Here is an 18,756-nt window from a genome sequence, read left to right on the forward strand (position 1 = left end):
GCGCGCACTTTTCGATAACAATGAGGAGATTTGCGCAAGTATGGGCACACCTCAACGTTTCCGTCTCACCCATGCGTTCAAACTCGGTCTGTTTTACGCGGGCGCCTCACTGACCGACCTCATCACGTCCGCGGTCTGGAATCGTTTGCTGGTGGTCGAGTTGGGCGTACCGGCGACGCCGGTGAGCCTGCTCACCAGCCTGCGCTATTTGCTCGCGCCGCTGAGCCTGCTTGCGGGGTATCTCTCCGATACACGCCCGCTGTTGGGCTTTTATCGCACCGCCTACATCTGGCTGGGGCGCGCACTCATGCTCGTTTCGCTTCTGCTTTTGCCGTGGGCGACCTTCACCATTGCCGCCGCTCCCCGTGCGTGGGCGAGTTGGCTGCCCGCTTTCTTGGCGTTCTTGCTCTACGGCGCCGGCACGCTCATTTCGGGCGCGCCGTTTCTGGCGCTCGTGCATGACAGCGCCCCGTACCATGCACGCGGCAAGGTCATGGGGATTGTGCAATTCATGCTGGTGGCGAGTTTTGCCTTTGTGCCGATTGCCTATGCGCGTTTGCTCCCTTCCTATGAGCCGCATACCTTCACGCGCCTCATCTGGGTGGCGGTCATCGGCGCCGGTGTGCTCTGGTTCGTTGCCATCTGGCGCGAAGAACGACGCGGCGCACAAGCGCCCACACCAGCGCAGGCCGCCCCGCCGACGCTGGGCACACTGCGCCGCCAATTGGCGCGTCTCTGGCGCGACCAAACGACGCGCCGCTATGCGCTGTTTCTGGGGGTGTCGGGCTTCTTCGCGTTTATGCAAGATGGCGTGCTCGAACCGTTTGGCGGTGATGTGTTTGGGTTGAGTGTGGGCGATACCACACGCTTCAACGCCTACTGGGGCACGGGTGTCTTGCTGGCGATGATGGCAACGCTGGCGGCAACCCGCCGTTGGTTGCCGCACCAGCATACACGCACGACGCTGTGGGGGCTGGTTGGCATGGCGGTGATGTTGGTCGCGTTAGCGTTTGTCGCCTACACGCGGCACGCCGCGCTCATTCCGGTTGTGCTCTTCATCTTCGGGTTGGCGTTTGGCGTCTTCACCGTCGGTGGCGTGGCGTTGCTGATGGCCATGAGCCGCGATGAAGAAGCGGGCACCTACCTGGCGCTCTGGACGGTCATTCAGTTGTTGGCGCGAGGTGGAGGCATCACAGCGGGCGGGTTGCTACGTGATGGCGCGGTAGCATTGTTTGAAGCGTTCCCCGCGGCATACGCAACGGTCTTTGCGTGTGAGGCGTTGGGGATTATGCTGGCTGCGGTTCTGCTCCTGCGAGTCAACGTGGCCGCCTTCGTCACGCCCGACACGCGCGTTGAGACGGGCGATTTGCTTGAAGCGCTCGCGGATGCATGAGCCTGTTGGCAAACCAGGCTTAGCCTTCATGGGAGATATCTATGCTGCTACTCTTCTTTCTGGTTGAACTCGTTGGCGTGGTGCTCGGACCGCTCGCCGTGGCGTTTTGGTGGCGGCGGCGAAGCGGCGCAACGTGGCAAGCCTGGTTTTTTGGCGTGGCGACTTTCACCGTTTCGCAACTCATCTTGCGCTTGCCCTTGCTCACCCTGCTGACGATGGCGTTGCGCGATGTGGATGTCTCGCCATCATCGCCTGCTGTGTGGGCGTTCAATGCGGTGGTGCTCAGTTTCTCGGCGGGGCTGTTCGAGGAGTGGGGGCGCTGGTTCTTCTTGAAGTATTTGGCCAAGCGTGTGCGCGATTTTCGTGAAGGCGTTATGTTCGGGTTGGGGCATGGGGGCATCGAAGCCATTGTGCTGGTCGGTTTGAATGTGCTGGGGACGCTCGTTTTGCTGCTCATGGGCGATACGATTCTGGCGCAACTTAGCGCACTCGCCCCCCAGGACGCCGACGCCGTGCGCCAGCAAATCGAAGCAGTGCGCACACTCCCCGCCTGGGCGCCCTTGCTGGGATTGTGGGAGCGTGTTCTTGCCATGACGCTCCACGTGGCGCTTACCTTGCTGGTTGTGCATGCGGTGCGTCAGCAACGCCGCGCCCTCGTCTGGCTGGCGGTGGGCTGGCATGGACTGTTCAACCTGCTGGCGCTGGCGGTTTTGCGGCTCACGGAGTCTACGCTTGCGGTCGAGGTGGCGTTGACAATCGCGACACTCGCCAGTGTATGGGGGATTGGGCGCTTGCGTGGGGTGCTCACGGCCGGGCAGATGACGATTGACAGCGCCGAAAGCGCTTGTTAGAATAAAAACGACTGCAATAGCCATCTTTTTAGCTCTTCACAATGCGACTCCAATTCCACACAAACAGGAGGTGAAGCAGAAGCCAGCAGAGAGTTCTACTAAGGAGGAGAACCTATGAAACATCTGAAACGTTGGCTACCGCTGTTCCTTATTGTCCTGCTCGCACTCGTGCTTGGTGCCTGTGGCGGCGGACAATCAGAACCGTCGGAAGAGCAAACAGGCGAAACGAGTCAAACCGAGCAAACCTCAACCGGTCCTGTGATCTTCCTCTCAACCCAGGCGCGTCCTGTTGAAGAACAGGAGAAAATGCGCAACAACATTCTTGCGAATGCCCCCGTTGAAGTCGAATTCATTGCTGAAGACACTGGTGTTTTCATTGACCGTGTGAAATCCGAGGTGCAGACCGGCAAAGGGGAAGTCAGCCTGTTGGGGGCTTTGCATGGCGACTTTGCCGCACTGACGAACGAGCTTGACGATTTGACACCCCTTCTGAACGAGCTTTCCGATCGCGGTTTCCCTGACCAATTTGTCGAATTGGGGAAATTGGGGACCACCGAGCAGAAGTACATCCCGTGGATGCAGGCAACGTACATTTTTGCTGCGAACAAAGAAGCATTGCAATACTTGCCCGAAGGTGCTGATATCAATGCGCTGACGTGGGAACAACTGCTCGAATGGGGCAAAAACATTTACGAGGCAACGGGCGAAGCGAAGCTTGGTTTCCCCGCGGGTGATAAAGGCTTGCTCCACCGCTTCCTGGAAGGGTATCTCTATCCTTCATACACGGGGACAATGGTCACCGGCTTCCGCTCACCTGAAGCGGTGGCAATGTGGGAACAGTTCCGCGAAATTTGGAAGTACACCAATCCGCAATCAACTACCTACTCCTTCATGCAGGAGCCGTTGCTGAGTGGTGAGGTTTGGGTGGCGTTTGACCATACTGCGCGCCTCATCGAAGCGTTCCGTGAGCGTCCGGATGACTTTGTGGCGTTCCCTGCTCCTGCTGGACCGAAGGGGCGTGGTTTCATGCCCGTGCTGGCCGGATTGGCAATTCCGAAATCTGCCCCCAACAAGGCTGGGGCGGAAGAGGTCATCAAATACCTGACCACGCCAGAGGTTCAGGCCGAAACGTTGCGTCAAATTGGCTTCTTCCCGGTGGTAGCGGGCGACTTGCCTGAGGATATTGATGTAGGCATTCGCGCCGAGGGTGAGGCGGTTGCGAAACAGGCCGCCGCACCGGATGCTTTACCCGCGTTGTTGCCAGTGGGGTTGGGTGAGCAGAACAATGCCTTCAACCAGGTGTACAAGGATACGTTCTTGCGCATTATCATCAATGGTGAAGACATTCAAACTGTGCTGCAAGAAGAAGGCGACAAATTGCAAGAGATTCTCAATACAGCCGGTGCGCCCTGCTGGCCACCCGATCCGCCAAGCGATGGTGTTTGCCAGGTGAAGTAAGTTCATGTGGACAACAAGGGCCGGTTTTTCTAAGGATAAGCCGGCCCTTTTGTCTTTGACTTGACCAGATGGAGGCAATCATTCATGACTGAACATGCCCCTGTTCGCGATTTACACTGGTCGTACAAAATTCGCCGTTGGGAACCGTATCTGTTGCTCATTCCCTCTTTTGTGTATTTACTACTCTTTTTTGCGTGGCCTATGCTTCAGGCATTGCGTTTGGCGCTTGTGGATGAAAGTGGCGCCTTTACGTTGGAGTTTGTTCGCACGATGGTGACGCATGCCCGTTTTGGTGAAGCGCTGCGCACAACGCTTCTCCTCATTGTAGCGATTTTACCTTTGCAATTTTTCTTCGCGGTTGTCATGGCGCTTTTGGTCAATGCCAAATTGAAAGGATCGAGCGTTTTCCTCTACTTTTACGCTGTTCCACTGGCGATTTCTGACCTTGCAGCTGGTATCATTTGGTTCGCTATTTTCACTCAGCGCGGTTATCTCAACACCATTTTGCAATACTTGGGTATTCTGGATCGCCCTTTCATCTTTCTAGCCCCGAATCAGCGTTTTTGGCTTATCACTGCAATTGTGTTAGCTGAGGTGTGGCGAGCGACAGCCATTGTGATGGTGATTCTGGTTGCTGGTTTGCAATCTATTCCCAATGAATACATGGAAGCCGCCGAGGTTTTTGGCGCCGGTCTCTATGATCGTGTGACGAAAATCATTTTGCCCTTGTTGAAACCGAGTTTGCAGGTCGCGCTTATTTTGCGCACGATTCTCGCTTTTCAAGCCTTTGCTGTTGTGGTGGCATTAGCTGGAAGTGGGGCAACTGTACTCGCCAAAGAGGCTTTTGACTGGTATGTAAGTTTACGTAATCCCCATGTTGCGGCAGCCTATGCAGGCTTGATCTTGATTCTTTCAATCGCGACGACTGCGCTGTATTTGCGTTTTTTGCGCACACCTGAGGAGATGGTGCTATGAAGTGGCAGCGTTCTCTTCGCCGATTGTTTGTCTATGCCTTGGCAACCATCATGGCTGCTTGGGTGATGGTGCCGATTTACCTGATTACTGTCATGGCATTCAGTACGCGGGAAGGGGTGCGGGCGTATCCAAAACCATTCTTCCCAAATCCCATTTCAACAGACACACTGCAATTCTTTTTGGGGTTCACCGGTACGGTTGAAGCCATGCGCAACAGCGTTGTTGTCGCGTTGTTGACTTTGGTTCTCTCTATGGCTGTAGGCGCGCCGGCTGGTTACGCTTTGGCGCGGTATGTTTTTCGTGGACGTGATACGTTTCGTATTCTCATTGTTTCGACGCGTGCATTCCCTATCGTCATTTTATCAGTCCCTCTCGCCGTAACGTTTTTGAACATCGGTTTGTATGATACAGTCCTCAGCGTTGCGTTGATGCACACCGCGCTGGCGTTACCATTCACCATTTTGGTGACGGCAAGCGTCTTTGCCGGGGTCCCCAAGGAATTGGAAGAAGCTGCGATGACATTGGGGTGCAGCCGCTTTGGCGCTTTTCGGCGTATCTCGCTCCCCCTCACGTTGCCTGGGTTAGCGGCAGCCGCAATTTTTACCTTTGTCCTTTCATGGAACGAGGTTTTCGCGGCTTCGATTTTGACATTGCGCAATCGCACGCTACCGGCGCATGTGCTGGCGGTTCTCACTGAATCACCATTGCCGTTCCAGTTCGCGGGTGGTTTCTTCTTGATGTTGCCAGCGTTGATTTTCATGCTCTTTATCCGCCGGTATCTCTTCAACCTTTGGGGACGAGTGGTGAAATAAAGGGGGGAGGCTCACAACATGGCTGATATTCGCATTCAACGGGTTCGTAAAGTATTCAACAACACGGTTGTTGCCGTAAACGATGTGGATCTGCATATCCAGGACCAGGAGTTTTTGGTACTGTTAGGCCCGAGTGGGTGTGGTAAGACCACGCTTTTGCGGTGCATTGCCGGGTTAGAGGATGTGACGTCGGGCCGTATTTTTATCGGCGAGCGGGATGTGACGTACTTGCCGCCACGCCAGCGTCGTATAGCGATGGTGTTTCAATCGTATGCCGTCTTTCCACACATGACCGTGTTTGAGAATATCGCCTTTGGGTTGCGAATGCAGAAGGCCCCCCAACACGTTGTTGACGAGCGTGTTCACGAGGCGGCACGTTTGATGCATATTGAGGAGTTGTTGGAACGGTATCCGGCCCAGTTGAGCGGTGGACAGCGGCAACGGGTGGCGGTCGCGCGTGCGATTGCTGTACAATCTGATGTGCTGTTGATGGATGAGCCGCTGAGCAATCTTGATGCCTTGTTGCGCCTGGAAATGCGTGCCGAGCTGAAACGCTTGTTTAACCGTTTGCAGACAACGGTTGTCTATGTGACCCATGACCAGGTCGAAGCTATGAGCATGGGGGATCGCATTACTGTGATGAATGCCGGGCGCTTGATTCAACTGGACAAGCCAACGCGTGTATATGATTATCCTGCCACCAAATTTGTGGGTGGGTTTATTGGCAATCCGCCAATGAATTTTTTGCGTGTGCATCTGACAGATGACCAGCGCGCCGCCTCCATCGGTGATGTGCAAATCCCGATTCCGGATGAAGTGCGGCGTGCCTTACATGGAGACCGTGTGGAAATTGGTATTCGGGCTGAAAATATCGAAGTGACTACCGAGCGCAAAGAGCATTGGTTGCCGGCCGAGGTGGCTGTTGTTGAACCATTGGGTTCGCATAATTTGTTGACGGTAGAGTGTGGCGGGCACTTGCTCAAAGTCAATGTGCCGGCTGACCTATCCCTTTCACCCGGAATGACGATTTGGCTGCGCTTTGTTCCTGAAAAAGTGCGCTGGTTTGATAGTGAAAGTGGTCAGGCTTTGCTTTCACCTCCCCCTGAAACTGCATGAATGTTGACGCCATGCGCTGGACAGATGTCCGATGGCTTGATCAATCTCGCCCCTACAAGCCGCTTGATACGGGGAATGGACGCGTTGCTCTCAGCGTTGCGTATGATGGGCGGTTGTTGGCTATCAACACAGCCCATGCCGTGCATGGCACGGTCTCTTTGGGGGCTGTAGCAGCCTTCCCCGATACATGGCGGTATGACCAAACGCGAGTACGTGCGTATCGTGCGTGGCTGGCGTCTCCCGAGGCGCCCACATTTGGCCTGGAATGGGGAGCCGCCCAAAATCTGCGTGTTGGGTTATTGGCGGATGTAATTCCAGTTGTGGAGATGGAGACGCCACACGGGCGAGTGCGTGGCTACACCTTTGCTCCGCCAGTTGAACAAGCCCTCTGTCTCCAAGTTTGGGTGCTTGAAGCATATGCAGCGGACGTGAAGCAATGGCCATATCGTTGGACAGGCACACTTGGTTTGACGCGTGCTGCGATGACTCAGCTAACAGAAGGGGGAATCTTGCCTGAGGTTGACGCCACGCTTTTTGCCTCATGGGAAGCGCCTTTGTTGCATGTGGTCTCCCCCGTTTTACAGATGGAATCTGCAATAGCATTCAGCCATTCGCCTACATTGGAGATGCAATCTGAATCGACACGCGTGCACGTGAGAGCGGAAGGCCTATGCCCAATAACGAATGGGCAAGGAATACTTGCAGTAGCGTTTACGCTGGGGCAAGGTGAGGTCACTACGACGGCGAGCCAAGCGATAGCAGAAGTGATCCCCCTACTAGAGAAAACAGGAACGCATTGGCGACGTTTTTGGTTGAGCGTGCAAGTGCCCAAGGAAGATGTGGACTCGCCGCCTTGCTTGCACCGTGCTGTAGCGTATCCCTTAGCCTGTTGTGCTGTGCCACTGGACGACACCTGTTGTCTGTTGACCGACCACATGATCTTGCCACTTTCATGGACAAGGGACGCGTACTACTTGATGCAAGCCCTTTGGCAAAGCAATGCGCCCCAGCGCGAAGAGATACTCTCCGCTCACGTGCGTTGGCTTTTTGAACGTGCGGAGCGTCCGCAAGGGTATTGGGGACGCTCCTATCTCAGCAATGGGCGAATCAAAGATCCCGTCTTCCAACTCGATCAACAATGCTATCCCTTGCTCGAATTGGTGGACTTGGTGGAGCAGACTGGTGAGACTGCTTTGGCAGCCCGGTATGCGCCAGTGGTGGCTGAGGTCTTGGCGGCAATTGAGCGACGCCGTGCACCTGGTGCTCCGTTTGTGGCCACAGATGAAACGCCTGCTGATGACCCCATGCCATTACCCTACCATTTTTCCAGCCTTGTTTTGCTGTGGTACACCTTTTCTCGCCTGGCGGGGCTGGCACAGCAATTCCCGTTACCGTCACCACCGCTCTGGTGGGAAGACCTCGCGAGTGCCATTCGGGATACGTTCACCACGGAATGGCGTGGGCAAACACTGTTCGCGTATGCGGCCGATGCTGTTGGACGTGTGCACATTTATCACGATGCCAATGACTTCCCCACTCTCTTGGCGCCAGTGTGGGGCTTTTGCTCGCCAAACGATCCTGTGTGGCAGGCAACGATGGCCTTTGCGTTTTCGCCGGCGAATGAAGGCTTTGCCGATGGTCCGTTTGGCGGCTTGGGCTCGCGCCATACGCCGGGGGCGTGGCCGTTGGGTGATGCGCAAGAACTGTTGTTAGCACGCTTGATGGGTGATGCAGGGCGTATCAGGCGGGTGTTGGCGCGTGTGCAAGCCACTGCTTTTGCCGATGGGGGGCTACCGGAAGCGCGCGATCCTGCAACGGGGCAACCAACCTCACGTCACTGGTTCGCTTGGCCCAATGCCGCCCTCCTCTTTGCTCTGACACTCAACTTGACATAACAAACCACATTGCCATCGCAAAACAAAAACGGCGGCTTTGTAGCCGCCGTTTGCTTCTGCCCGTCCCCTTGTGGCTCAGCCGGGCACCAGCCCTTCACCGGTAAAGAGCGCGCGCGCTTCTTCCAGCGAGAGGTCAGGCGGGGGAAGAATGATGTCGCTGGGCAAAATTTCATCCGCACTCACAGGCTCCCCTTCGCGTTGCACCAGTTCGAGCATTGCCTGATACTTCTGCCGGAACGTTGCTTCATCGCTTGCTTGAATGGACGCCACCAGGTCGTTGTCCAGTTCGTTCAGTCGCGCAAGCGTCTCATCGCTCACGCGGTACTGCCCTACAGTCGAAATGCGCACAATCATGGTTAGGCCTCCTCTCCATCCGTCAGTTGGGGCGGTTCAGCGGGGGCTTCCAGCTGGCGGCGCAACGCTTCAAGTTCTTCGTCCACACTCTGCCCGGCGCTCAGCTGGCGCAGTTCGCGCGAAATGGCGTCCTCACCGGTGAAATCTTCCAGCGCGCCAATCGAAACGAGTTCGTCAATCGCCGAAGCACGCGCTTTCATCTCTTCGGTCTTGCTCTCAATGCGCTCAATCGCCATGGTGATGTCGGCCATCTCTTCGCCCAAGCCGGTCACCGCTTCGTTGATTTTCACCTGGGCTTCGGCGGCGCTGTACTGCGCCTTGATGGTTTCCTTGCGCGTGCGGAAGGCTTCAATCTTCGCTTCCAGGCGGGCTTCGGCGTCTTGCAGGCGTTGTTGCTCAGCGGCCAATTGCTGAATTTGCTGTTCCAGGTCGGCCAGTTGCATGGCGGCGGTTTGTTTGCGTTGCAATGCCAGGCGTGCCAGGTCTTCACGGCCAGCCGCCAGCGCCTGGCGAGCCTGGTCTTCCAGTTTGGTGATTTTTTCACGCAGTTTTTCGGCTTGCAGTTCCAAGCGGCGGCGCGATGTCACCACTTCCACCAGGCCGCGCTTGACGTTTTGCAGCAATTGCAGTTGCCGCTGATACGAGTAATCAAGCGTAGCGGCGGGGTCTTCGGCGCCTTCCAGAAGTTGGCTGATTTTGGCGCGGATAATCGTCATAAACTGCGACAACAGACCCATAATGCGTCTCCTTTCCTTCGGTTTGATACGTTTAGTGTGGCTTGGGTATGGGGCGAAAGGTGTGATGTGATGGAACCATGTTCATCATACAGGATTTTCGCCCTTTTTTCAATGCGCATACACAAACCCCATACGTACACGCCGCTGTCTGGTTGCGTCGCACCTGAACGCTGTTCTTGTGATTGCCATGCGTTTGCATTGCTGGTATCGTATTGATACCGCCATACCAACCGACACAAGGGAGTGTGCCATGCCAATCCTCTCAACTTTTTCGATTGTCGCCTACGACCCCGAAACTCAATCCTGGGGGGTGGCTGTGCAGTCCAAGTTTTTGGCGGCGGGTGCGGTGGTGCCCTATGCCGAAGCGGGAGCCGGCGCCGTGGCAACGCAATCGTACGCGAATTTGCGCTATGGTCCGCTGGGGTTGCACATGATGCGCCTGGGAATGAGCGCCGAGGAGACGATTGCGGCGCTGACGGCGGGCGACCCCGGACGGGCAAAACGCCAGGTGGGGGTGGTTGACCGCGAAGGACGCGCGGCGGCCTTCACCGGTGATGAATGCTACCCATGGGCGGGGCACCGCGTGGGCGACCATTTTGCCTGCCAAGGCAACATTTTGGCCGGTCCACAGGTGGTGGACGCCATGTTTGAAACGTTCCGCGATTCACGCTCCGAATTCCCCTTGCGGCTGATTGAAGCGTTGGCGGCGGGGCAAGCCATGGGGGGCGACCGCCGCGGGCAACAGGCGGCGGGGCTGCTGGTGGTGCGTGCCGGCGCGGGCTACGGCGGTTTCAACGATGTGGCGGTTGATTTGCGCGTGGACGACCACGAGCGCCCGATTGACCGCTTGCGCGAACTCTACGACTTGCATACGCTCTACTTTGGCGAATCTCCCGAATCGGAACAAGAGCCGTTGACCGAAGACCTCATCCGCGAGTTGGTGCGCATTGCCCAACGCGCCGGACATTACACCGGCGAGGTTGTCGGTACTTTGACGCGCGAAGTGCGCGAGGCGCTGGATGCGCTCATGGGCACCGAAAACCTGGAAATGCGCTGGCACCCCGACGAGAGGCGCATTGACCGCCCCGCGCTGGCGTTTTTGCGCAAGCGTTTCAAGCAAGAGTGATGCGTAGCGTTTGCCTCGGAGAAGGGCTATGCAACGAACATCGTTTCTTTCACACCTGGAATGCGGTTGGTGTGGCGCGACGTATGACGCCGACCGCTTGTGGAACCTCTGCCCAGCCTGTGAGCGCCCCTTGCTGGCACGCTACGACCTCGAAGCGGCGCGCCAAGCGTTCCCCCGCGAGGCGTTGCGCGGGCGTGAACCCACTTTGTGGCGCTACACCGAGATGTTGCCTGTGCGCGATCCCGCTTACCGTTTGACGTTGGGCGAAGGGTTTACGCCCTTGCTCCCCTTCAAGCGGTTGGGGGCGCGGCTTGGGCTGACTCACCTCTACGCCAAAGATGAAGGGCTGAACCCGACGGCTTCTTTCAAGGCGCGCGGCTTGTGCATGGCGGTTTCACGCGCCGCCGAACTGGGCGTCTCGCGGCTGGCCATTCCCACCGCCGGCAACGCTGGAAGCGCTCTTGCCGCCTATGCCGCGCGTGCGGGCATTCCGGCGCATGTGTTCGCCCCCGCCGACGTGCCGCCCGTCTTTGTGGCGGAGATGCGGGCGTTGGGCGCGGAAGTTACGCTGGTTGAGGGGCTGATTACGGATGCGGCGCGTTTTGTGCGCGAAGGCGTTGCCGCAGGACGCTGGTTTGATGTCTCCACACTCAAAGAACCCTACCGCGTTGAAGGCAAAAAGACGATGGGCTACGAACTGGCGGAACAATTCGGCTGGCGTTTGCCCGATGTCATCGTCTATCCGACCGGCGGCGGCACGGGGTTGGTGGGCATGTGGAAAGCCTTTGCCGAAATGGAAGCCCTGGGCTGGATTGACGACAAGCGCCCGCGCATGGTGAGTGTGCAGAGCGCCGGCTGTGCGCCGATTGTGCGCGCCTTTCAGCAGGGGGCTGACACGGCGGAGCCGTGGGAGAACGCGGCTACGATTGCCGATGGGCTGCGCGTACCGGCGGCTGTGGGGGATTTTCTCATTTTGCGCGCCATTCGCGAAAGCGGCGGCACGGCGGTGGCCGTTTCGGACGATGAGATTCGCGCTGCGCAACGCGAGATTGGCGCACAAGAAGGCGTTTTTGTCGCGCCCGAAGCCGCGGCAACGTGGGCGGCTGTTCAACACCTTGTGCGCGACGCCTGGATTGCCCCCGATGAGCGCGTGGTGCTCTTTTTGACGGGCAGCGGCTTGAAATACACCCACCTGGTGCAAGACGCATGAGCATGGTGAAAGGGGCGCTGGGGCGCATTCTGGTTGTGGCGGCGCTGGCGTTGCTGGTCTGGCCGCCTATGACGACGCCCTTGTTCCCACCGCCGACACCGCTCCCCGACGGCGCACTGGCGTTCGAGCAGGGGCGTTTGCTGACACGTGAGGGCTGGCTGGTGCTCGTGCTGGAGGGCGCGCCCTACGAGATGGGGGTTCAGCAAGGCGTGCTGCTGGGGGCGCGGTTGCGCGGGCTGCTGCAAGATGTGGTCTATCCGGCTCTGCTGGACGCCGGATGGGACGGGGCAACGCTTCTGCGTGTAGCGCGGGCTTCCTTTTCGGCATGGCCGGCTTGGGCGCAGGAAGAAGCCCGCGGCGTAGCGGCTGGGGCGGGTATTGCCTTGCACGATGTTGTTCTGCTGAATGCGTGGCCGTTCATGTTGATTGACCCGCCCGCGTTGCACGCCGACCTGGCGCGCTGGTCGCCGCCTTTCCGCGTGGATGCGGAGATGGCTTTGGCGGCGCGCCCTCTGCCCGAACCGCCTGCTCCCTGGCCGACGCGCCCACTGGTTTCCCCTGTGCAAGCGCCTTTGGCGGGGGTGCTCTGGGCGGCGGGGGGCGAGGTGAACGCGACCCGTGAATGGCTGGCGGGGGGGTATCTCTCTGCACCGCCGTCTGCGCCCTATGGGCTTGTCGTCGTCCGTCGTCCGCCGGCGGGGCGCGCCAGCCTGGGGGTGGCGTTGCCCGGCTGGGTGGGGGTGCAGGTGGGCATGCAGGATGGCGGGTTGACCATTGGGTGGGCGCCCTTGCCGACGCAAGACCGTGCCGTGGCGGGCGCACCGCCGCAGGTTCTCGTGCAGGCGGCGCTCTCCGCTGCACACACGCACGAAGATGTCCCCGAAATCGTTTTGGGAACGCCCCGACTGGTGGGCGGCGACCTGCTGGCGGTGGATGCCGAGGGTGCGCTGCGCGTGCTCTTTTCGGGGCGCATGTTTGCCGTCGAGACGGCCGATGCGATGCTTGTGGCGCCGACGGCATTGCCCGCAACAATGGCGGTCTCCGACCAACCCGCGTACCTGGATGACGCCGCCCGTCGCGCGGCATGGCTGAGCGCCAACGCCGGCTTTTTGACGCGCGACGCCTACGCTTCGGCGTTGACGGAGATGGGGGGGGCGCACCCCGACGGCTGGTTGGCGTGGTACGCCGCCCCGGCGGAAGGTACAATGTGGTTGGCAACGCAAGCCGGTGCGTTTCCCGCGCCGGCGTCGGAATTCCTGGCTTGGACACAAACAACCTGGCTAAACGAGGAGCGAGCGCCGTGAAAACGTTTACTGTGGAAGAAGCCAATGCCTTATTGCCGCTGTTGCGTCCACGTGTGGAGGCGTTGCTGAAACTGCGCGGCGAGATTCTGCACCATCGAAGTGAAGTGCTGGCGATTGTCGAAGGGGCGGAAGGCGAAGGGGGAAGCCGCTCGGCGACCGAAATGGCAGACCGCTTTCGCCGTATGCAAATGCTGGTGGAGAGCATTCAACGTTTCGGCGTCGTGGTGCGTGATGTCAATAGCGGCTTGATTGATTTTCCCGCCGAGCGGCATGGTCAGCGGGTCTATCTTTGCTGGCAATATGGCGAGCCGCGTATCCTCTACTGGCATGAGGAGCATGTGGGCTACGCTGGGCGTCGTTCGATTGAAGAGTGGTGAGGAGGTGCAGCATGACGACCTACCGCCTGCGGGAAGGAAACGAGCAGGATTGGACGATAGCGCTTCGACGCCTGGCGGAACGCTCATGGGGCACATTGCCCGAACACCTGCGCCGCCGCACAAGCCCCCAACAGGTCTATCGTGAAACGGACGCCACGGCGCGCGCCATTTTGAACAGCGGCGGCTGGCATTATCTCATCGTTGCCGAGAATGAGCAGGGCGAGAATGTGGGGCATCTGTGGGTGGGCGAAGCCCGCGACAGTTTCACCGGTATCAAACGGGGCTACATTTACGATATTTTTGTCGAACCGGCGCACCGCCGACGCGGTCTTGGGCGGCGGCTCATGCTTGAAGCCGAGCGCCTCTGCCGTCAACGGGGCGACCATGAGATGGGGTTCAGTGTGGAAGTGAACAACATTGCCGCGCGGCGGTTGTATGAATCGCTGGGCTATCGAACCGAGTACCTGGTGATGAGCAAGCCGCTGGTGGATAGCGAGCGGGAGTGATGCAAAACGCCCGGCGCACCTGGTGAGTGTGGCTTTCAATTTTGCCCCCACCCCAAACCTGATTACAATCGCCCCCGATCCGGCGATGATGCGGTCACTTCGTGGGAATGTCCCCAACGCGAAGTGGCCTTTTTTTGTGCAAACTGACAGAGGAGGGTGAGATGCCACACGTTTGGGAACAGGGTCCCCCGGCTCGCCTCGTGCTCGAAGACGGTAGCGTCTGGCATGGGTACGGCTTTGGTGCTGAAGGCACACGGGTGGGCGAAGTCGTTTTCAACACCAGCATGACCGGCTACCAGGAGATTATCACCGACCCCAGTTACGCCGGGCAAATTGTGGTGATGACCGCGCCCCACATTGGCAATACGGGCGTAACGCCCGAAGATGACGAGGCGAGCCGCGCATTCCTGCGCGGCTTTGTTGTACGTGAGTACAGCCCCGTTGTCTCGAACTGGCGCGCCCGCGCTTCGTTGTCCGCTTGGCTGGCGGAACAGGAAATTGTTGCCATTCAGGGCGTTGACACACGCGCTATCACGCGCCGCCTGCGCGAAAAAGGAAGTTTGCGGGGGCTGATTACCACAGACGCCACCCGCTCTGACGCCGACTTGCTGGAAGAAGTGCGCGCCTGGCCTGGGCTGGATGGCGTGGATATGGTGCAAACCGTCACCTGCGCCGAGGCATACCACTGGACCGAGCCAACCGCCGACGCCTGGGAGTTTCGCCAGTGGCAGGCGCACGGCGATGCCGCGCCCGCGCGCCCCTTCTACGTCGTTGCGTATGACTTTGGTATCAAGCGCAACATTTTGCGCCGCCTCACAAGCCACGGTTGCCGCGTCACCGTCGTCCCGGCGCATACGCCGGCTGAAGAGGTGTTGGCGCTCAACCCGGACGGCGTTTTCCTCAGCAACGGTCCCGGCGACCCCTCGGCGCTCCCCTACGCGGTCGAAGCGACCCGCGCCCTGCTGGGGCGTGTGCCTATCTTCGGCATTTGCCTGGGGCACCAGATTTTAGGGCAGGCGCTGGGTGGGCGCACCTATCGCCTCAAATTTGGGCACCACGGCGGCAATCAGCCGGTGAAATACCTGCGCACCGGGCACGTTGAAATCAGCGCCCACAACCACAACTTCGCGGTTGACCCGGAGAGCCTTCCCCCTGATGTTGAGGTGACCCACGTCAACCTGAACGATGGCTGTTGTGAAGGGTTGCGCCATACGACCTTGCCTGCGTTCAGCGTCCAGTACCACCCCGAAGCCGCCCCCGGTCCTCACGATGCCGATTACCTGTTCGCCGAATTTGTGCGGCTGATGGCCGCTCACCGGCAAACCAAAGAAAACGTGCCAGGCGAATATCAAAAGACGCGCGAGGAGTAACCATGCCAAAACGGACTGACATTCAAAGCATTCTGGTCATCGGCGCAGGACCGATTGTCATTGGGCAGGCTGCCGAGTTTGATTACAGCGGCGCGCAAGCCGTGAAAGTGCTCAAACGTGAGGGGTATCGCGTCATTCTGGTGAACAGCAACCCCGCCACCATCATGACCGACCCCCAACTGGCGGATGCCACCTACGTTGAACCGCTCAGCCTCGACGTGTTGGAAGCCATCATCGCACGCGAACGCCCGGATGCGGTGTTGCCCACGGTGGGGGGGCAAACCGGTTTGAATCTGGGCGTGCAACTCGCCGAATCAGGTGTGCTGGAACGCTACGGCGTCGAACTGATTGGCGCGAGTTTGGAAGCCGTGCGGCTCGCCGAAGACCGCGAACGCTTCCGCCGCGCCATGGTTGACGCCGGTTTGGAAGTCCCGCTGGGGCGCATGGTGGGCTCGCTGGAAGAAGCCTTCGAGGTGGCCGATGAGATTGAACGCGCAACGGGGCGGCGCTTCCCCTTGCTGATTCGCCCCTCGTTTACGCTGGGGGGCAGCGGCGGTGGTATCGCCTTCAACGAAGAGGAGTTTGTGGACAAAGTCGAATTCGGGTTGCGCGAAAGCCCCGTGCATACCGTGCTGGTGGAAGAGAGCGTGCTCGGCTGGAAAGAGTACGAATTGGAAGTGATGCGCGACCGCGCCGACAACTTTGTGGTGATTTGTTCCATTGAAAACATTGACCCCATGGGGGTTCACACAGGCGATAGCATTACCGTTGCGCCGGCCATGACGCTCACCGACCGCGAATATCAACGCCTGCGCGATATGGCGCGCGTCGTCATGCACACGGTGGGCGTGGAAACAGGCGGCTCGAATGTGCAATTTGCCGTCAATCCGGCGGATGGGCGCACGCTCGTGATTGAGATGAACCCGCGCGTGAGCCGCTCATCGGCGCTGGCTAGCAAAGCGACGGGCTTCCCCATTGCCAAGATTGCGGCGTTGTTGGCGGTGGGGTACACGCTGGACGAAATCCGCAACGACATTACCCGCACCACGGTGGCGGCGTTCGAGCCGAGTATTGACTACGTGGTGACCAAAATCCCACGCTGGGCGTTCGAGAAGTTCCCCGGCGTTGACCCAACACTGGGACCGCAAATGAAGAGCGTCGGCGAAGTGATGGCGATAGGGCGCACGTTCAAGGAATCTCTGCTCAAAGGGTTGCAGTCGCTGGATTTGCCGCGCCCTTACTACCCAACCGGTCGCTATCGCGTCTGGGATGGTCGGCTGGAATCGCTGGCGGTGCCGCGCGCCGAGCGCATGTGGGCGCTGTGGGAAGCCCTGCGTGCCGGACACACCCCCGATGAGGTGGCGCAGGCGGCGAGCATTGACCGCTGGTGGCTCTACCAGTTAGCGCAGGTGGTGGCGCTGGAACGCGAATTGGTGCAGTATTCGCGCCTGGATGACGTTCCCGCCGAGGTGTTGCGTGTCGCCAAGCGCTACGGCTTCAGCGATGAACACATCGCCTGGCTGCTCGAAACCCCCGCGCTGGACGCCGTCACGCCCCGCCCCGCCGATGGCGGCGAAGCGGTGCGCCAGCGCCGTTTGGCGGAAGGCGTCGCCCCTACCTATCACGTTGTGGATACCTGCGCCGCCGAGTTTGAATCCTACACGCCCTATCTGTACAGTTCCTACGAAGTCGAAACCGAAGCGCCGCCAAGCACGCGCGAAAAAGTCATCATTCTGGGCGGTGGTCCCAACCGCATTGGGCAAGGTATCGAGTTCGACTATTGCTGTGTCCATGCCGCCTGGGCTATGCAGGACGACGGCTATGAAGCCGTCATGGTCAACTGCAACCCTGAAACCGTAAGCACGGACTACGACACGTCCGACCGCCTCTACTTTGAGCCGCTGACGCCCGAACACGTGCGCAACATTTGCGAACGCGAACAGCCGCTCAAAGGCGTCATCGTGCAGTTTGGGGGACAGACGCCGCTCAACCTGGTGGAAGCGCTGGACAAAGCGGGTATCCCCATTCTCGGCACGCCGCCGGACGCCATTCATCTGGCGGAAGACCGTGGGCGCTTTGGGGCGCTGTTGAAAGAGTTGGGCATTCCCAGCCCGGCGTGGGGTGTGGCGCGTTCGCTGGAAGAAGCGCAGCGCGTCGCCGCCGAGATTGGGTACCCCGTGGTGGTGCGCCCTTCGTATGTGCTGGGTGGGCGCGCCATGGCGATTGTGTACGACGAGGCGCACCTGGCGCAGTTCATCGAAGCGGCGTTTGAAGCCGCACCGGGGCAATCGGTGCTGATTGACCAGTACCTGGAAGATGCGTATGAGGTGGATGTGGACGCGGTCGCCGACGGCGAGCGTGTGGTGATTGGCGGTGTGATGCAGCATATTGAGGAAGCCGGTATCCACAGCGGCGATTCCGCCTGTGTGTTGCCCCCCTACAAGATTTCCTACTTCCACCTGAGCCGCATTCGGGATTACACCGAGCGCCTGGGGCTGGCGTTGGGGGTGCGTGGGCTGATGAACGTGCAGTATGCCATCAAGGATGATGAGGTGTATGTGCTGGAAGTGAACCCGCGCGCGAGCCGTACCGTGCCGTTTGTGAGCAAGGCGACCGGTGTGCCCCTGGCGCGGCTGGCGGCGTTGGTGATGGTGGGGCATACGCTGGAAGAATTGGGGCTGACGCGCGAGCCGGATGTGCCGGGCTTTTTCGTGAAGGAAGCGGTTTTGCCCTTCAAGAAGTTCCTGGGGGTGGACGCCCTGTTGGGGCCGGAGATGCGCAGTACGGGTGAAGTGATGGGCGTTGGTTGGCGGTTTGGTGAAGCGTTCAGCAAGGCGCAGTTGGCGGCAGGCGACCGCTTGCCCACCGAGGGGACGGTTTTCATCAGCGTCAACGATTTTGACAAGGGGGCGGCGCTCAAAATCGCGCGCGACCTGCACCGCCTGGGCTTTCGCTTGCTGGCGACGCGCGGCACGGCGGCGTTTTTTGCCAACGCTGGCTTGCCGGTGGAACCGGTCAACAAAGTCAGCGAAGGCAGCCCCCATGTGGTAGACCTCATCCGCCGTGGCGAGATTCACCTCATCATCAACACCCCGCTTGGGGCGACCGCCCACGACGATGGGCGTTCCATTCGCGTCGCGGCGGTGCGCTACGGCGTCCCCCTGCTGACCACGCTCAGCGCGGCGCAAGCCGCCGTCAATGGCATTCGTGCCATGCGCGAAGCCAAATGGGATGTGCGCCCGTTGCAGGTGCTCTAACAGCCAGCGCCAGCG

Annotated in this window: 16 protein-coding genes; 14 read left to right on the plus strand and 2 right to left on the minus strand. The window is 59.4% G+C overall.

Annotated elements, in window-relative coordinates:
* Nucleotides 1–40: 40 nt before the first annotated feature.
* The 7 genes from SE16_RS02390 (at nt 41) to SE16_RS15885 (ending at nt 8,500) form a co-directional block, all read left to right on the plus strand.
* A complete protein-coding gene (locus SE16_RS02390) occupies nt 41–1,393 on the plus strand; it encodes a BCD family MFS transporter (protein ID WP_054491893.1) in 1,353 nt (450 codons plus the stop codon).
* Between the two features lie 41 nt (nt 1,394–1,434).
* Nucleotides 1,435–2,244, plus strand: coding sequence for a YhfC family intramembrane metalloprotease (locus tag SE16_RS02395; protein ID WP_060687148.1), 810 nt, complete (start codon nt 1,435–1,437; stop codon nt 2,242–2,244).
* A gap of 114 nt (nt 2,245–2,358) precedes the next feature.
* Nucleotides 2,359–3,702: an ABC transporter substrate-binding protein gene (locus SE16_RS02400; RefSeq protein ID WP_054493548.1), complete on the plus strand. Its 1,344-nt coding sequence runs from the start codon at nt 2,359–2,361 to the stop codon at nt 3,700–3,702.
* A gap of 84 nt (nt 3,703–3,786) precedes the next feature.
* Nucleotides 3,787–4,677, plus strand: coding sequence for a carbohydrate ABC transporter permease (locus tag SE16_RS02405; RefSeq protein WP_054493547.1), 891 nt, complete (start codon nt 3,787–3,789; stop codon nt 4,675–4,677).
* A complete protein-coding gene (locus SE16_RS02410) occupies nt 4,674–5,489 on the plus strand; it encodes a carbohydrate ABC transporter permease (RefSeq protein ID WP_054493546.1) in 816 nt (271 codons plus the stop codon). The genes SE16_RS02405 and SE16_RS02410 overlap by 4 nt, the downstream gene beginning before the upstream one ends.
* Nucleotides 5,490–5,507: 18 nt before the next feature.
* Nucleotides 5,508–6,605: an ABC transporter ATP-binding protein gene (locus SE16_RS02415; RefSeq protein ID WP_054493545.1), complete on the plus strand. Its 1,098-nt coding sequence runs from the start codon at nt 5,508–5,510 to the stop codon at nt 6,603–6,605.
* A gap of 977 nt (nt 6,606–7,582) precedes the next feature.
* The gene (locus tag SE16_RS15885) at nt 7,583–8,500 is read left to right on the plus strand and encodes a glycoside hydrolase family 125 protein (RefSeq protein ID WP_054493544.1); all 918 of its coding nucleotides are present in this window, start codon (nt 7,583–7,585) and stop codon (nt 8,498–8,500) included.
* A 75-nt stretch (nt 8,501–8,575) separates the two neighbouring features.
* On the opposite strand, the gene pspAA is transcribed toward SE16_RS15885, so the two are convergent.
* Nucleotides 8,576–8,854 (minus strand): PspA-associated protein PspAA, encoded by a 279-nt coding sequence (gene pspAA / locus SE16_RS02425; protein WP_054493543.1) that lies wholly within the window; start codon nt 8,852–8,854, stop codon nt 8,576–8,578.
* Between the two features lie 2 nt (nt 8,855–8,856).
* Nucleotides 8,857–9,591, minus strand: coding sequence for a PspA/IM30 family protein (locus SE16_RS02430; RefSeq protein WP_054493542.1), 735 nt, complete (start codon nt 9,589–9,591; stop codon nt 8,857–8,859).
* 250 nt (nt 9,592–9,841) lie between these two features.
* On the opposite strand from SE16_RS02430, the gene SE16_RS02435 reads away from it, so the two are divergent.
* The 7 genes from SE16_RS02435 (at nt 9,842) to carB (ending at nt 18,741) form a co-directional block, all read left to right on the plus strand.
* Nucleotides 9,842–10,717, plus strand: coding sequence for a DUF1028 domain-containing protein (locus tag SE16_RS02435; protein WP_054493541.1), 876 nt, complete (start codon nt 9,842–9,844; stop codon nt 10,715–10,717).
* A gap of 28 nt (nt 10,718–10,745) precedes the next feature.
* Nucleotides 10,746–11,927: a threonine synthase gene (locus SE16_RS02440; protein WP_054493540.1), complete on the plus strand. Its 1,182-nt coding sequence runs from the start codon at nt 10,746–10,748 to the stop codon at nt 11,925–11,927.
* On the plus strand, nt 11,924–13,231 hold the full coding sequence (locus tag SE16_RS15890) for a C45 family peptidase (protein ID WP_060687150.1): 1,308 nt from the start codon (nt 11,924–11,926) through the stop codon (nt 13,229–13,231). Before SE16_RS02440 ends, SE16_RS15890 begins: the two co-directional genes overlap by 4 nt.
* Nucleotides 13,228–13,608: a DUF2203 domain-containing protein gene (locus SE16_RS15895; protein WP_054493975.1), complete on the plus strand. Its 381-nt coding sequence runs from the start codon at nt 13,228–13,230 to the stop codon at nt 13,606–13,608. The genes SE16_RS15890 and SE16_RS15895 overlap by 4 nt, the downstream gene beginning before the upstream one ends.
* 11 nt (nt 13,609–13,619) lie before the next feature.
* Complete coding sequence (locus SE16_RS02455) at nt 13,620–14,114, plus strand: GNAT family N-acetyltransferase (RefSeq protein ID WP_054493974.1); 495 nt, start codon at nt 13,620–13,622, stop codon at nt 14,112–14,114.
* A 161-nt stretch (nt 14,115–14,275) separates the two neighbouring features.
* On the plus strand, nt 14,276–15,484 hold the full coding sequence (gene carA, locus SE16_RS02460; protein WP_054493973.1) for a glutamine-hydrolyzing carbamoyl-phosphate synthase small subunit: 1,209 nt from the start codon (nt 14,276–14,278) through the stop codon (nt 15,482–15,484).
* A gap of 2 nt (nt 15,485–15,486) precedes the next feature.
* Nucleotides 15,487–18,741, plus strand: a complete 3,255-nt coding sequence (carB, locus tag SE16_RS02465; RefSeq protein ID WP_060687151.1) for a carbamoyl-phosphate synthase large subunit — start codon at nt 15,487–15,489, stop codon at nt 18,739–18,741.
* Nucleotides 18,742–18,756 lie beyond the last annotated feature (15 nt).

Source organism: Ardenticatena maritima, assembly GCF_001306175.1.
Classification (GTDB): domain Bacteria; phylum Chloroflexota; class Anaerolineae; order Ardenticatenales; family Ardenticatenaceae; genus Ardenticatena; species Ardenticatena maritima.

What these genes read in the sequence shown, in the direction of transcription:
- SE16_RS02390 (WP_054491893.1), top strand. Translation starts at nt 41, where the DNA reads ATGGGCACACCTCAACGTTTCCGTCTCACCCATGCGTTCAAACTCGGT.
- SE16_RS02395 (WP_060687148.1), top strand. Translation starts at nt 1,435, where the DNA reads ATGCTGCTACTCTTCTTTCTGGTTGAACTCGTTGGCGTGGTGCTCGGA.
- SE16_RS02400 (WP_054493548.1), top strand. Translation starts at nt 2,359, where the DNA reads ATGAAACATCTGAAACGTTGGCTACCGCTGTTCCTTATTGTCCTGCTC.
- SE16_RS02405 (WP_054493547.1), top strand. Translation starts at nt 3,787, where the DNA reads ATGACTGAACATGCCCCTGTTCGCGATTTACACTGGTCGTACAAAATT.
- SE16_RS02410 (WP_054493546.1), top strand. Translation starts at nt 4,674, where the DNA reads ATGAAGTGGCAGCGTTCTCTTCGCCGATTGTTTGTCTATGCCTTGGCA.
- SE16_RS02415 (WP_054493545.1), top strand. Translation starts at nt 5,508, where the DNA reads ATGGCTGATATTCGCATTCAACGGGTTCGTAAAGTATTCAACAACACG.
- SE16_RS15885 (WP_054493544.1), top strand. Translation starts at nt 7,583, where the DNA reads ATGCAAGCCCTTTGGCAAAGCAATGCGCCCCAGCGCGAAGAGATACTC.
- pspAA (WP_054493543.1), bottom strand. Translation starts at nt 8,854, where the DNA reads ATGATTGTGCGCATTTCGACTGTAGGGCAGTACCGCGTGAGCGATGAG.
- SE16_RS02430 (WP_054493542.1), bottom strand. Translation starts at nt 9,591, where the DNA reads ATGGGTCTGTTGTCGCAGTTTATGACGATTATCCGCGCCAAAATCAGC.
- SE16_RS02435 (WP_054493541.1), top strand. Translation starts at nt 9,842, where the DNA reads ATGCCAATCCTCTCAACTTTTTCGATTGTCGCCTACGACCCCGAAACT.
- SE16_RS02440 (WP_054493540.1), top strand. Translation starts at nt 10,746, where the DNA reads ATGCAACGAACATCGTTTCTTTCACACCTGGAATGCGGTTGGTGTGGC.
- SE16_RS15890 (WP_060687150.1), top strand. Translation starts at nt 11,924, where the DNA reads ATGAGCATGGTGAAAGGGGCGCTGGGGCGCATTCTGGTTGTGGCGGCG.
- SE16_RS02455 (WP_054493974.1), top strand. Translation starts at nt 13,620, where the DNA reads ATGACGACCTACCGCCTGCGGGAAGGAAACGAGCAGGATTGGACGATA.
- carA (WP_054493973.1), top strand. Translation starts at nt 14,276, where the DNA reads ATGCCACACGTTTGGGAACAGGGTCCCCCGGCTCGCCTCGTGCTCGAA.
- carB (WP_060687151.1), top strand. Translation starts at nt 15,487, where the DNA reads ATGCCAAAACGGACTGACATTCAAAGCATTCTGGTCATCGGCGCAGGA.